Consider the following 13,125-nt stretch of genomic DNA (forward strand, 5'->3'; position numbering starts at 1 on the left):
CCCGTGCAGTTTTCATTGCGGTGAGTGTGCAGTTTTGCTTGCGCTGGGTGGAGACGGCGTAGTTTCCCCATTTTGTAGTGAACGCGTGTAGGGCCTGTGGGCGTGTGGCTTTTGTGGTGTTAGAAGACGGGTGTTGTGGTGAGGCTTGAGTTATTAGAAACCCTCGTATTGTATTCGAGGCTGGGGACGATGGACGCGGTAGCACGTCAGTGCGGGTGTACCACAGCGGCTGTGGTCAAGCGTATCCAGTTGTTAGAAGAAGAAGTGGGTTATCGGCTCACTCAAAGGGCCGGGCGGGGTAGTGAGCTCACGCCCGCGGGCTGGCATCTGGTGGAGCGCTCGACTCAGATTCTTGGGTTGGTGGATAAAACCGTGAGTGAGATACGAGATAGTGTGGATGACCCACGCGGGCGGATTGTGATTGTGGGACGTGAGTCTAGTGCCCTGGAGAGTCTCGCGAGTGTGATGGGGCAAGTGAGGCAACGGTATCCGGGGATTAGTTTTGAGTTGCGGGCTTGTGGGCGTGAGCAAGCGGCCCGCATGCTTGCTGAAGGGAGTGCGTCTTTCGCGGTGTTGGATGCTTCCTGGGAGTGTGACGCGTGGGAGACACTGAGCTTGCCGGGTGAGGACCGGTGGGGACTGCTTACCCGGAGTGGTAGTGATCTGGCGGGGCGTGAGTCGGTGCGGCGTGCGGATATTACGAAGCGGGCGTTGTTGTTGCCGCATGAGGGGAGTCGGGAGTTGGGGTATTGGTTGGATAAGGAAAACCAGTTGGATGTGGTTGGCCGGTATGGGTCTGGGCGGGTGGCTTGCCGGCTGGTTGAGGCCGGGGTTGGTGAGGCTATCGTCCTGGAGAACGCCGTTGCGGGGAACACGCGCATGATCGGGGCCGCGAATTCTGGTGGTGGTTCTGGTTTGGTGTTTGTGCCTCTTGATTGGCTGGTTGGTTTGCGGTGTGTGTTGGCGTGGAGCAAGCAAGCACGCCTGGGGCGGGCTGGTGAGGTATTCGTGGAAACAGCCAGAGCCACCTTTTGCATGGTAGATTGACATTACTCATCAACCACGATGTTGAAGGAGTATCTGGGGCCGTTCGCTACGCGGGCGGCTCCTGCTGTATACGCTGAACGGGTGCAGAATCCACCACGGTTCCGCACCATCCAGCCCGGGCGAGGATATGCGTGGCGCATGAGCCTGATCCGTGCTTCTCCGCTTGCTTACGCTGACGGGTCGGAGAAGTTAGCGCTCCGTACTGAGCCTATCTGCGTGGCTGGGGGCGTAGTGGGATAGCGCCGTCGTCGTTCCAATAACGCGATTGCAACGACAACGTAACCGTGACACGGATCGAAGGAGCCTGGGCTGGCGTGATTCGAGATGGTAACCGGGAACTAGACGTTTTGGGGAGCGAGCGTTATTTTCAGTCCGAGGGCTTTCATGATTTTCGTGATAGCAGCAAAGGACGGATTGCCGTCTTTTGACAGTGATTTATAGAGCGATTCGCGGTTGAGTCCAGTATCTTTAGCGAGCTGGCTCATGCCGCGGGCCCGGGCAATATCACGCAAAACTACCTGCACGGTTTTTGTATCGCCGTCTTCGAGAGCAATAGCAAGGTAGTCGTTCATCGCTTCTTGACTATCAAGGTATTTGCTTGCGTCGAAAGTTGAAAAAGTTACCTTGGTCATCGCTGTTCCTCCCTGAGTTGTTTTGCCAGTTCTTGCGCTATGTGAATGTCCCTGCTTTGGCTGGACTTATCTCCGCCGGCTAACAAGAAAACCGTTACTGCACCTAGCTGCGTGTAGTACACCCGGTAGCCCGAACCGAAATGAAATCTCATCTCGCTGACTTTTCCGCCAACAGGTTTGATATCTCCTAACATCATTCCGTGAGCTTCGCATCTCGCTATTGCGTGCAAGATACGCCGCTGTGCGTGTTTGTCTTTCAGCTTGTCTAGCCACGCATCGAACAAGCTACTGGAAATCATCTCCATGACCTAATTGTAGTCTATAGGCTACATTGGTCAAGGGGGCGGCGGTGAGGTATTCGTGGCAAGTTCCGTGCCTCCGCTGTGAATAGGGTGGTTGAATACGTGGTTGACGCACGGAAAACAAACGCGGGAGAAGGCGCGGTCTGGTGACCGGCCCTCTCCCGCGTTGCGGTTAAGGCGCGCTATGCCGTGCGCTTGGCTCGGCTGCGCGTGACCACCGGGATGCCCACGAGGAGCAAGACCGCGGCAGCTGCCAGGCCAAAGGCGGCCGAGGCTCCGGTGCGCTGCAGCTGGGGCTGGGTGCGCTTCTTCGTCAGTTGCGGGCCCTCGGACGGATTCGTGCCGGGATTTTCAGTGGCGGGTGTGCCGGCCGGAGTGCCGGGTGCTTCAGGTGTTCCTGATGTACCGGGCGTTTCCGGGGTTTGGTTGCCCGGGGTGGTTGGAGTAGTGCTCGGCGTACTCGGCTGGTCGCCGGGTGTACTCGGAACAGTGGGGGACTCGCTCGGAATTCCCGGAGTGCTTGGGGTACCCGGGGTTGTGGGAGTATCGCCATCCGGAGTGCTCGGGGCGTGATCACCGGGAGTCTCCGAATTATCCGGGGCGCCCGGAGTAGTCGGCTGCGTACCCGGGGTGCCGGGAGTGCCACTATCGGGCGTTTCGGGAGTAGTGGGCTCAGTACCCGGGGCAGTTGGCTGCGTGCCAGGCGTACCCGGAGCAGTGGGTTTCGCGCCCGGGATGATCGGGGCGTCCTCACCGGAGGCATCGGGCGCGCCGGGCTTCTTGTCCTCCGGCGCGGGCTTCGCGCACACCTTCACGACGGCAGCCGCCTGGTCACAGCCGTCCTCGTTTACGCCGCTCAAATAGTACGTGACAGCCGGGTTATACCGCAGCGCGAAAACCTGGCTATAGAGGTTATGGACAGCCTGAGATTCCCCGGTATCCGTGCCGATGAGGTCAGCGCGGCCCGACTCCCCGGTCACAATGCACTGGGTCGAGCCGGTCAGACCCGCCGGCGTGTGATGCCCGGCGAGGAAATTATTCGTGGCTGCATCCGTGAGCGAATACTTGGGAAGCTCATCCATCTGGCCCCAGTCATAATCCGTGAGCGGCTGGCAGCCCTCATCCCACGACCCGGGCCCGCCGCCTTCCTGAGAGCACTTCCAGAGCTTATTGGTGGCGCGGATCGGCAGCACGGTCAGCTCGGACTGCACAGTCACATCGCCTTCCACCTTGATCGTGTACACCCCGGGCTCGTTCACGCCGAAGGTGTATTCGTCGTACAGCTCCATATTTTTCACCGGTCCGTTGTAGCCGAAGTACGACGGCGCATCCCCGGCCTTAGCGGTACCGGCCGGAATTCGCCAGACGCCCAATTCCGGATTGGTCACATCCGAGGAAACCAACCCGCCGTTGAGCGGCGATTCGAGCTCACCCTCGGAGTTGCGCTTGACCTCAATAACGGGGAGGGGCTGATCAACGGGTTTCACGGGTGTCGTCGTCGTAATACGAGGATCCGATTGTTCCGCAACCTCCCAAGCCTTGTCCGGCACGCTGGTGAGAGTGAGCTTCACGTTTTCCAGGACCGCGGGCACGAAAATGGAGGTGCCGCGCGCGGTCTGGATGCGGTCCGAGGAAACGACCAGGGGAGTGGTTTGCACCGTGTAGGTCACGTGGGCGACGTCGCCGATCTTCTCCACGCAGGTATCCTCGCCCTGGCAATTGACCGCGCCGCCCGTGAGCGAGCGGACGTTAAAAGTGAGCTGGGTGTTCGTAGCTCCGGCCGTGGCGGGCAGAAGTAATCCCACCCCGGCGAGCGCGGCCACCAGGGCGGCGCTCCCGAAGCTTGTCAGTGATTTCTTCATGTGTCATCCATTCGTTGTGATGCTGTTGGTCAAGGAGCGCGGCGGGGTCTGTTCCGTGGAGGTAGGAATAAGGGCGGTGCCAAGCCGCGGAAAGACGTACCGTAAGTGCTCAATTTATTAGGTATTATAACCAGATTGAGCTTGGGTTCTGGTAGGAAAAATGGCCGGGGTGGCGGGTTTTTGCGGGGTGAGAGTGCGGGTGTTTTGCCAGGTTATTGTGCCGTTTCTGGGGGAGTGGGCTGGGGTGGGTGGTGGTTGGAGGCGGCGCTTTTGCGGTGGGCTTTTATAGCATGAAGTTTATTGGGCTGGGGTGGTGTGAATTATTTTTACTAGAGGGTGTTTTGGTATTTTTCGGGACGGGGAATATAGGGCTTTTTCTGGGTCGGTTAGAGTTGGCTGGCGGCGGTTGGTGATGGCTTTGTGGTGGCTGGACGTGATGTGGTGCAGTGTTGAACAAGAATGCTAAGAGCTCGCTCGTAGCGGTCTGGGTATTGGCGATAGCGTGGTGCTTTGGGGTGTTCCCGCTGCTGAGGCTCACTGGCGAAAATGGCTGTTTGCTACCGAGAACATCACAATGCGCTTGGTCACTTGCTATGTGCGCGGGCCTCGGTGGAGGGTGTGGCAAAACACGGTAGCGCGGGACGAGCTTCGCATCGTACCGTTAGTGGTGGATGGTGCGTGGCATCGGTAGCCACGTCCAATCGATCATTCGGCTGAAACACGGTAGCCGCAGCGGCTCCTGAGTTGGAGGTTCCTCATGTCCTTTCCGGTAGGCGCTTTGGTTGCGGCCGCGCCCTCATTTCAGCGGGCGTTGCGGAAAATGAGTAAATATCCGCGCGAGCCGCGGGTCTTGTCACAAGCTAGAATTTGTTTTGCTATTGGGTGGCCGGGCACGGTTTTAATGGCTTTCACCGCAATCGTGTTGGCAACGGCTGACGAAGCAAGTAGACCCGATGACGCCACGCTTGGAATTATTTGTTGCTCGATCATGATGCTTGTATGTATGTGGTTCTTATGGATCGGATACAAGCGCCATTTTGGTGTGGATAATCAAAAATTCTGGTTTCGGTTTGTGCCCTTTTTCTACCGCGAAATCTGCTACGCGGATATAAGGCGAATTACTTTTAATGGCGTATGTTTTGGTGTCTTCGGTAAGCGAAAAAAGCCCATCGGATTAGCTATCAATGTTTTCGATCTCACTCTTGCCTACCTGCGGATCCTGGAGGAGATGCGGATCCGGCGCTTCACGGTTGGGAAAATCGAGCCCCATGATCCGCGGTGGCCGGAGGCGTGGCAGGATATGCGTAATCGGCTGGCGGCCGAGGCGTATCGGAACCACCAAAATTACTATGATTCCCATCCCGCCGAATTGCAGGAGCTCAACGCATTAGCGGTAGGGCGTTACCCCGTGGGCTCTTAACGTCCCTCGGAAAGCTCGATCAGTGCTTGGAACTCGGCGGGGCGGCTGTCGTAGTAGCCTCGGTGGTTGCGGTAGGTTTCCGCGGCTAGTTCATAACGTAGGTTTTGTGCTGCTTCGGGCCAACGCGGGTCGTGGGGTTCAACATTGTTGGCGGTGAAACGGCGGTGCTTGAGCTCCTCAAGAATCCGTAGGTAGGCAAGAGTGTAATCGAAAACATCTTTGGAGAGGGTGAGATGGGTGCTGTTCCCATAAACCTTCCAGCCGTCATTGCCGGCAGTGGTGATACTGGTGATCTGAGAGTATGGGATGTCGTGATGGAAAAACGGAGTCAGATGGGACCATACGCCTACCTGATTAACGCCGTATCGGCGAGCTAGACCTACCCATACCAGGAGCAAACCCAGAATAAGACTGGCGGAAAATCCCACGAGTTCCGGGATGAAGTCACCAAGGTTTGATCCTGATGACACGATGAGGGTGCCGAGAATACCAAGGATCCCGATTGCTAGGAAAACGCCGCCGATAGGCACTGCCCGCTTGGCTATCGAGAAAACTCGCTCTTGGCGCGGGTAATCGCTCATCTTCCTGATGCGGCGTTGCAGCGGGGATTGTGTAGCTCCCGTTGCGAAGCCGGCCGTGAAAGAGAAAGACGCGGACATCGGTATCCGTCCTTTTTGAGTACGTAAGTAATTAGCGGCCCTGGGCGAGAGCGGTGAGCTCGTGAAGCTCGGCCGGGTGGTTGTCGTAGTAGTTCTGGTGGTTGCGATAGGCTTCCGAGGCGAGTGCATTGCGTAGTTCCTGTGCGGCCTGTGGCCAGCGCGGGTCGCGCGGGGCGACGTCGCCCACCGTGAAACGGCGGTACTTCAGCTCTTCAAGGATTCGCAGGTAAGCGAGTGTGTAATCGAAGCGGTTGATTGCTACTCCGAGGAACTTGTTCTGCCTGTTGTAGAGGCGAAAACCCAGGTTGTCGAACGTGATTCGAGTGATGTCCGAAAAGTAGATTTCACGGTAAAACACCGGTGCAAAACGGGACCAGACTTTTTCATTGTCGACGCCGAACCTGCGCGCTAATCCCATCCAGAGGAACCAGAGGCACGGAATGATTGCGATGGAGCAGAAGATAATTCCTAGGGTGGCATCGTCGGGGCGGCTGGCCTCGTCACTGGTTGCTAGGGCGATGACCGTTAGTCCGAGGAGAAAGACTCCGATTCCACCGACCGGAAGGAAGATTTTCGCCTGTGAGAAGACTCGTGGCTCACGCGGGTACGTGCTCATCTTCCGGAGTCGTCGCTGAATTGTTGGTGCCGCAGCACCCGCGGTGAAACTAGCGAGAGGCCCGATGTAGCTGCTCAAAAGAAAACCTCCAGGATGGTATAGATGAGGGGAGTGAAGAAGTTATGAAAGTTGGAGTTTCGTGGGCGGGAACTCTCAAAGGTCCCGCCCACGAAAATTCAAGGAAACTGTGTCTGAGAGGCGTATCGTATCGTATCGTTACTTTAACGCCTTGACCGACTCGGCCAATGACTTGATGTGCCTGCGTGCGTGGGAAGCTGACTTAAATTCACCATCGCCGTCTACAAGATCCGCGCGAATAGCTTCGAGATTCTTGACTTCTTTTGGTGCGAATTCCGTCAAGAACTTACCACCCTTCTGAAGCACAAGATTCTGGGCGTTTGATAAACCTGACGAGGTGGGAATCTGGTTCACGCCTTTGATTCGTAAAGCTCCGCCCGTGAATTGTGCACCGGTAACCGTTACCATGCGTCCGGCGAGGTCTTCTTCGCTGAAGTTTGGATTGAAGTTTCCTGTTTCGACGTAATCCTTAAACAGCGAGTCTCCGACCCAATTTGTAGCTTCCTTAGAATAATCAGAAGTCACACTTTTAACGATATCAACGCCGATTCCCTGCGCTCTTGAGAGATCTGTGGAGATCTTGATAGGTACACGTGGCTTACCTTTGAACATATTCCCGATATTCTTAATTCGTTGCGGGATATGGCTAACCTGCCCTTTCACCCAGTTGACACCTTTAAGAAGTTTGGTCGTTACGTGTGATGCACCGGCACCAAGTCCGCCGCCAATGCCTCCACTAACCCCGCCGAGAACGGTCTGGTAAATGACTTCTCCCCAACTGAAATTGTCGTGATTGAAAAGATCCTGGCTAATCATTGAGGATCCTCCGCCGATAAGTGCTCCGGATCCGGCACCTATTGCAGCTCCATAGCCAACAACGGTAAGAAGTCCAGCTCCTGCGGGGGCACCAATGCCGGAACAGAGAAGAGCGATGCCGGCGCCTACCGCAACCACGCCAACAACTGTCTTCCAATGGACCTTTACCCAATTGACAGTTGCGTTGAACGCTCCCTTGAGCCAGTTCCCTGCGTTCTTAAGGAAGTTTCCGACTGGCTTGAGGATATTATCGCGGGTCCAATTCCACCCAGTACGAAGAGCCTTGCCAATACCATCAAACGCAGCATCAAGCCCTCTACCCAGCCTTGTAAAGAAACCATCGGTAGCAGGGGTCAGCCCGAGTGGGTCCATGAGTGCGAGTGGGTTATTCGCACCATAGTTATACGGATTAGTCTGGTACGACGTCCCCGCCGGTGCCGGGAGCGGGTCCGGGGACAAGAACGCCTGAGTGGCCGGGTCATACAGGCGCTCACCCATCCACTCCATACCACCAACACGCAAGGCCCCAGTCCCGAGCACGTCAACACCCTCAGGTAAATGCTCACTCAAACCCGCCACGACGCCCGGGCTAGCGAACGGGGCCATCGGGTCCGTGCCCCGCCCGGCCCTCCAGCTCGTATCAGACCGAGTTTCCATACCTTGCCCGCTGAGCATCACACCACCGGGAAGAGACATGAACGGGCTACCATTCATCGCCCCGACTGTGGGGATAGGGGAAGCATAATCCCACTCAAGGCGAGTCTCATCCCCGAAACTGACCGGGTTACCCAACCCGTCCAGGGTGATAGTCAGCTCGCGTTCACGGCCATCAACCACGTCAGTGATACCCGCCAGGCTCCCACTCGCATCCCAACGCAACCGCCGTGCGAGCTTCCCATCCACGGTCTGGCTAACCCGATACCCATCCGCGTCATAGCCGTAAACCGTCCGGCTCGTGCCTTGCGGGGAAGTGAGGTGCCGCTCAACGAGCTGGCTCGCCTGATCATAGGTGTATTCACTGACCGTATCACCGTCGGTGAAGCGGATAATACGAGCAGCCTCGTCATACTCCCACGTCTTCTTTACGCCACTGGTTGAGATAGCAGCAGTAAGCTGGCCATCCTCACCGTACTCATAAGCAACTTTCTCACTCCCGGTGGTTATCGAGATAACACGACCCCACGAATCATGCTCAACACGGGTAGTTTCCTCCACACCATCACGAGTATGCGTATGGCGGCAGACGAAACCATCCCTATAGGCCCACTGGTGGGTATCTTCACCGGCAACCATGTGGGTGACTCGGCCCATCGGATCGTAACCAAAACGGACCGTATCCAGGTCCGGATGCGTGATCGTGGCAAGATTACCAACCGCATCATACCCATAACGGTAGGTCGCCCCGCCTGCCGGGGTATAAGAAGTCCGCTCCCCGTCCTTCCCGTACGTCCAGGTAGAACACCGCGCCGCTCCTGCCACCATACTGTTGTGGGAAACCAGGCGGCCTAGGCGGTCATAAGTGAACACATGCCGGTTCTCCTCACCATCTGTAAGGGTAAGGGTCCGGTCCTCATAATCAAGTTCGGAACGGAAGGCTTCCCGGCCATTGATACGAGCCTGGCTTACCATGCCATCCTCATGCTCGAAACTCGTCACGGTCCCATCAGCACTTGTGCGAGAAACCGGGTTCCCCACCTCGTCATAAGACAGCGCCACGCTACGCCCGAGCGGGTCAGTGACCGAGAGGAGGTTATCCACACCGTCATACACGCGTTCCGTCACCCCGCCGGCCGGGTCAACCACCCGCACCAGGCGGTTACGCACATCGTATTCATAACGCGTGATACCGCCCAGGCCATTACGCACCGAGATAAGATTCCCCGCCGCGTCGTACCGGAAATAACGGACACCGGTGAGGATATCCCGCGAATAAGTTACCCGCCCACACGCGTCATACCGGAACTCGGAGGTACCCCGCCCGGCTACCCTAGCCCGCAGCAACCTCCCACACGAGTCATACTCGAAAGTCGAATGCTCCCCGGCAGTATTCACCGTGGCAACCACACGCCCGTCAGCATCGTATTCAAAACGCGTCACGCCTTCCGGGGTGGTGAGCTCGTCCAAACGCCCCGAAGGCCCGTACGTATACTCCGTAACCTTCCCTCCCGAGCTAGTCATCCGCACCACACGCCCGGCCGCGTCATAATCCAGGGTTGTCAGAGCGCCTTCAGCGTCCAACATTTCCGTGACATTACCCCGGATATCGTAGGTAACCACGGAAGCGTTCTTAGCGGTGTCATAACTAGCCACCGGACGCCCGAACTCATCAAACTGCACAACCGCACCATGACCGTGGCTATCAACCGAGGTAGCGGTACGCTCTTTGGAGTCTGTAACCGTCCGGGTAGTAACCCCAGCCGGGTCAATCACGGTGGAAAGATCCCCCACAGCGTCATACTCAAACTTCCACGCATGCCCCAGCGGGTCAGCAACCTCGCGCAGGCGCGAGAGAGCATCAAAAACAAAGGTGAACTCATCCCCATCGGGCATAGTGATGGAACGCAGATTACCCAAGTCATCCACATCATTAGCCAGGCTATGGCCCAGCGGGTTAATAATCTTTTCTACCCGGCCATCAATCTCGCTATACACCAACGTTATTTTCGCCCCGCCCGGGTCGGTCACCACAACCGGACGCCCATAAGCATCGTAATCAATCGTGGTGGTAGCCCCATCCGGATCAACACGGCGAGAAAGCGTACCGTCCGTGTTATAAACAAGCCGGGTAGCAAAACCAAGCGGCGTGACCATCTCAACCACACGGCCCGCGCTATCACGATCCAGGCGATACGTATTCCCCAACGCGTCAGCAAAGGAAATAACCTCACCGGCATCGTTATAGCCAATAGTCTGGAATACTCCTGTCGGGTCCGTGGCTCTCACCAAGAGCCCGCCCTCCCACTCCAGACTGGTCACCGCACCATTAGCATCAATGAAACGGCTCGGGTTACGGCTCTCGCCTTCATACTCATAGCGGGCCACCAGGCCGGTAGGCCCCACCGCCTCAACCAGGCGATCCAGACCGTCATAGGTGGCGGTTAGTTCCCCACCCGCGGGGGAAACCGTGCGAACCAAGTGCCCACGCTCATCATAAAAATGCGTGGTGACTTTATTATCCCGGTCCCGGAACCGCAACAAGTTCCCGTGCCGGTCATAAGACATGGTCTGGCGGTTACCATCGCAGTCCTGGGCTGCGATAGTACGACCCCGACTATCAGCCACCCACGTATTCGAACGCGAACCATCAGCATCACTGACCACCGTGACCCGGCCCGGTAGATAAGCAAAACGAGTATCCCGACCGTGCTCAGAGGTCTGCTTGACCACGCGAGCTGCGTCGTCGTAAACATTCACGCACTCAACCACGCCAGTTGCCGCAACCACGCGGGCAACCAGACCAGCATCGTCAATCTCGTAGCGCCGGGTACCATGCGGGCCCTTCGCGCCCACCAAATGCTCGCCCTCGTAAAGATATTCGAAACGGGTACCATCCCAGCCACGAGCCACAACCACCCGGCCATCCAGGTACTCCACCTCGATACGCCGGCCACGCTCACTGACCAGCGCGCTAATCAGACCATCACGATCCCGCTCGGCCCGCACCCCGAAACCTTCACGCCCACACACCTCAAGCCAGGCCCCGCCGCGGGTGAAGACCCAACGCTGGCCAGTATTATCCGAAATCTCCCAGCGCAGTGCTCCTTCGCTATCACCCGGCGCGGCGATTGCGCGAACCCAGAAGTTTTCTCCCTCAGCACGCACCACACCCGAACCGGGCCCGAACTTCTCGCCGTCCACCGGGAAGTAGATATGCTGACCATCCTCGCGCATCCACACCAGGTAATCGCCGCGCTCGACCACACACTGGTCAAGCACACTCGTCCACCCCGTACCGAAAACACCACGCACGGGAGCATCATCACTACCCACGCGCTGCATATGAGCCAGAATCGAGTTATACACCCGCGACAAGCCACCCACCTGGGAACCGTCAGGGAAACTAATATCCAACTCCGGCTCCAGGAAATTACCCGTCGCACTATTAACCGGATCAGACACCAAAGCAGAATGAACAACCTGACCAGTCAAAACCGGCCACGCCACCCCAATAGCCTTACGCCCCGCATCCACACCGGCGTTATCGAGCACCGCATCGATGTACGAATCCAGCAAAGTAAGTACCGGACCGCCTTCGCCGGCTTCCTTGAATGCCTGGCGCACCACGTCAATCCACTCGGCATCGTTATCGTTATTGCGCATGTAATCGTTGATGCCCCACGCGATGCTTTCCCCACCGGAAAGATTCCCGAATTTCCAGCCGCTCACAAAGGAACTGACGGCAGTCTGCAAGGCGCGCGGATGGCTCTCAAGAGTGTCATGCGCTGAACGGGCCGCTAGCACGTATTCGTACAGATTCGCGGGGTAGCAGGAGGAACGCCCGCCTGAGCCGCCCCCGCCGCTGCCCGGCATGGGGGTGTCGTGTTGGGGTAAGGAAGGCTGATCGATGGAACGCGCCGGCGGGGTACCCGGGTAACGCGCACTCGGAGGGATGAGGCGCGGTTCGCTGGCCAACCACAGCGGTATGAGCTCCGGGTCAATGGGCCGCCGGGCGCGCCAGCGGTTGTGGTCTGCTTCCCAGGCGTTGAAGATGTCGATCATCTTCTGTTCGGCCCGCGCGGCTTCTTCCAGTTCGGTAACGCCCGATTCCAGCGCCTGCAAAGACGCGACCAGCATCTCTTTATCCGCGCGCTGGATATCCATATTCTGCGCGTACAAATCCGCGAACCGCCCGGCGAAGTCAATTTGTGCGTAGGCGATGCCGCCGTTGAGAGTGGTCTGGGCGGTGTTCAGCGCCTCAATCGCGTTGTTGATAGCGCTCTTTAAATTGCTCGCGAGACCGGCTTCGAAACCGGTATATACGTTGGGTCTTGGCATGGGAACTACCTATCGTTATGAGTCGACATCCGGGCTGGGCAAGCTGTGTTTCGCGCGCTCAGTGTGAGCGCCTCGCGGGGCACGTGACGGTGTGCTGTGGTGGCGAGGCGAGACAGGGCGGGCGATGAAGAAGTCATGGAGGAGAAATGAAATATAAGGAAACGCAAGATCCGGGCGGTTCGCCGCGTGGGTGACACGCAAATGCGGTGAACCGCCCGGATTGCGCGTAAATCGGACTGGTGGTGGTGTGGTGCTTACTCGCCGCCGCCGGCGGTGAAGATATTGGTCGAGATCTGGTCGAGCTGGTTACGCAGATCCTCGAGTTCCTGCTTGGCCTTGTCCAGAGCCGACTTGGTCTGCGGCCACACATCACCACGGAACTGCTGAGCGAGCGGACCATCCCACACATTCGCATCCGAGAGGGTCTGCCCCTGGGTATCAAGCTGCGAAATCTGATCGGTCAGCCCACCGTTAATAATGGACTGCATCTGCTGAATGGCCTGCTTGGCTTCACTGGATGTAAGTACACGAGCCATGATTGGTCTCCTTATTGGGTAGAGAAGAGTTCTGACAGTGCCGACAGGGCGACATTGTCATGTCTAGCCATCGACGCCTTCGACGCTACTGACCCCGGGTAAATACTCCGTAACGTGAAATATTACAAATTGATAACAATTACGAGGGTGGTGGAGGGCTTG

9 protein-coding genes are annotated in these 13,125 nt (G+C 57.5%); 2 read left to right on the forward strand and 7 right to left on the reverse strand.

Annotated features, from left to right (window positions below; translation table 11 throughout):
• The first annotated feature begins 138 nt into the window (after positions 1-138).
• Entirely contained in the window at positions 139-1,047 is a 909-nt protein-coding gene (locus CZ322_RS04200) for a LysR family transcriptional regulator (protein ID WP_268760138.1), read from the forward strand.
• A gap of 338 nt (positions 1,048-1,385) precedes the next feature.
• Here the strand turns inward: CZ322_RS04200 and CZ322_RS04205 are convergent, their stop codons facing one another.
• The 3 genes from CZ322_RS04205 to CZ322_RS09990 form a co-directional block, all read right to left on the reverse strand.
• Positions 1,386-1,679 carry an addiction module antidote protein gene (locus CZ322_RS04205; RefSeq protein WP_087070344.1) on the reverse strand — a complete coding sequence of 98 codons (294 nt, stop codon included), beginning with the start codon at positions 1,677-1,679 and terminating at the stop codon, positions 1,386-1,388.
• The gene (locus CZ322_RS04210) at positions 1,676-1,984 is read right to left on the reverse strand and encodes a type II toxin-antitoxin system RelE/ParE family toxin (RefSeq protein ID WP_087070345.1); all 309 of its coding nucleotides are present in this window, start codon (positions 1,982-1,984) and stop codon (positions 1,676-1,678) included. The genes CZ322_RS04205 and CZ322_RS04210 overlap by 4 nt, the downstream gene beginning before the upstream one ends.
• A gap of 179 nt (positions 1,985-2,163) precedes the next feature.
• Positions 2,164-3,843, reverse strand: coding sequence for a hypothetical protein (locus CZ322_RS09990; RefSeq protein ID WP_159454987.1), 1,680 nt, complete (start codon positions 3,841-3,843; stop codon positions 2,164-2,166).
• A 757-nt stretch (positions 3,844-4,600) separates the two neighbouring features.
• On the opposite strand from CZ322_RS09990, the gene CZ322_RS09870 reads away from it, so the two are divergent.
• Positions 4,601-5,263: a hypothetical protein gene (locus tag CZ322_RS09870; RefSeq protein WP_143231844.1), complete on the forward strand. Its 663-nt coding sequence runs from the start codon at positions 4,601-4,603 to the stop codon at positions 5,261-5,263.
• On the opposite strand, the gene CZ322_RS04225 is transcribed toward CZ322_RS09870, so the two are convergent.
• From CZ322_RS04225 to CZ322_RS04240, 4 genes are all read right to left on the reverse strand, one after another.
• Positions 5,260-5,922, reverse strand: a complete 663-nt coding sequence (locus tag CZ322_RS04225; RefSeq protein WP_101595432.1) for a hypothetical protein — start codon at positions 5,920-5,922, stop codon at positions 5,260-5,262. The two genes, CZ322_RS09870 and CZ322_RS04225, sit on opposite strands and share 4 nt — an antisense overlap.
• 31 nt (positions 5,923-5,953) lie before the next feature.
• Positions 5,954-6,538 carry a hypothetical protein gene (locus CZ322_RS04230; RefSeq protein ID WP_087070348.1) on the reverse strand — a complete coding sequence of 195 codons (585 nt, stop codon included), beginning with the start codon at positions 6,536-6,538 and terminating at the stop codon, positions 5,954-5,956.
• A 216-nt stretch (positions 6,539-6,754) separates the two neighbouring features.
• Positions 6,755-12,427, reverse strand: a complete 5,673-nt coding sequence (locus tag CZ322_RS04235) for a DUF6531 domain-containing protein (RefSeq protein ID WP_087070349.1) — start codon at positions 12,425-12,427, stop codon at positions 6,755-6,757.
• 254 nt (positions 12,428-12,681) lie between these two features.
• Positions 12,682-12,963 carry a pyrophosphorylase gene (locus CZ322_RS04240; protein WP_087070350.1) on the reverse strand — a complete coding sequence of 94 codons (282 nt, stop codon included), beginning with the start codon at positions 12,961-12,963 and terminating at the stop codon, positions 12,682-12,684.
• Positions 12,964-13,125 lie beyond the last annotated feature (162 nt).

It is taken from the genome of Actinotignum timonense, from assembly GCF_900155575.1.
GTDB classification, from domain to species: Bacteria; Actinomycetota; Actinomycetes; order Actinomycetales; family Actinomycetaceae; genus Actinotignum; species Actinotignum timonense.

What these genes read in the sequence shown, in the direction of transcription:
- CZ322_RS04205 (WP_087070344.1), bottom strand. Translation starts at nt 1,679, where the DNA reads ATGACCAAGGTAACTTTTTCAACTTTCGACGCAAGCAAATACCTTGAT.
- CZ322_RS04210 (WP_087070345.1), bottom strand. Translation starts at nt 1,984, where the DNA reads ATGGAGATGATTTCCAGTAGCTTGTTCGATGCGTGGCTAGACAAGCTG.
- CZ322_RS09990 (WP_159454987.1), bottom strand. Translation starts at nt 3,843, where the DNA reads ATGAAGAAATCACTGACAAGCTTCGGGAGCGCCGCCCTGGTGGCCGCG.
- CZ322_RS09870 (WP_143231844.1), top strand. Translation starts at nt 4,601, where the DNA reads ATGTCCTTTCCGGTAGGCGCTTTGGTTGCGGCCGCGCCCTCATTTCAG.
- CZ322_RS04225 (WP_101595432.1), bottom strand. Translation starts at nt 5,922, where the DNA reads ATGTCCGCGTCTTTCTCTTTCACGGCCGGCTTCGCAACGGGAGCTACA.
- CZ322_RS04230 (WP_087070348.1), bottom strand. Translation starts at nt 6,538, where the DNA reads ATGAGCACGTACCCGCGTGAGCCACGAGTCTTCTCACAGGCGAAAATC.
- CZ322_RS04235 (WP_087070349.1), bottom strand. Translation starts at nt 12,427, where the DNA reads ATGCCAAGACCCAACGTATATACCGGTTTCGAAGCCGGTCTCGCGAGC.
- CZ322_RS04240 (WP_087070350.1), bottom strand. Translation starts at nt 12,963, where the DNA reads ATGGCTCGTGTACTTACATCCAGTGAAGCCAAGCAGGCCATTCAGCAG.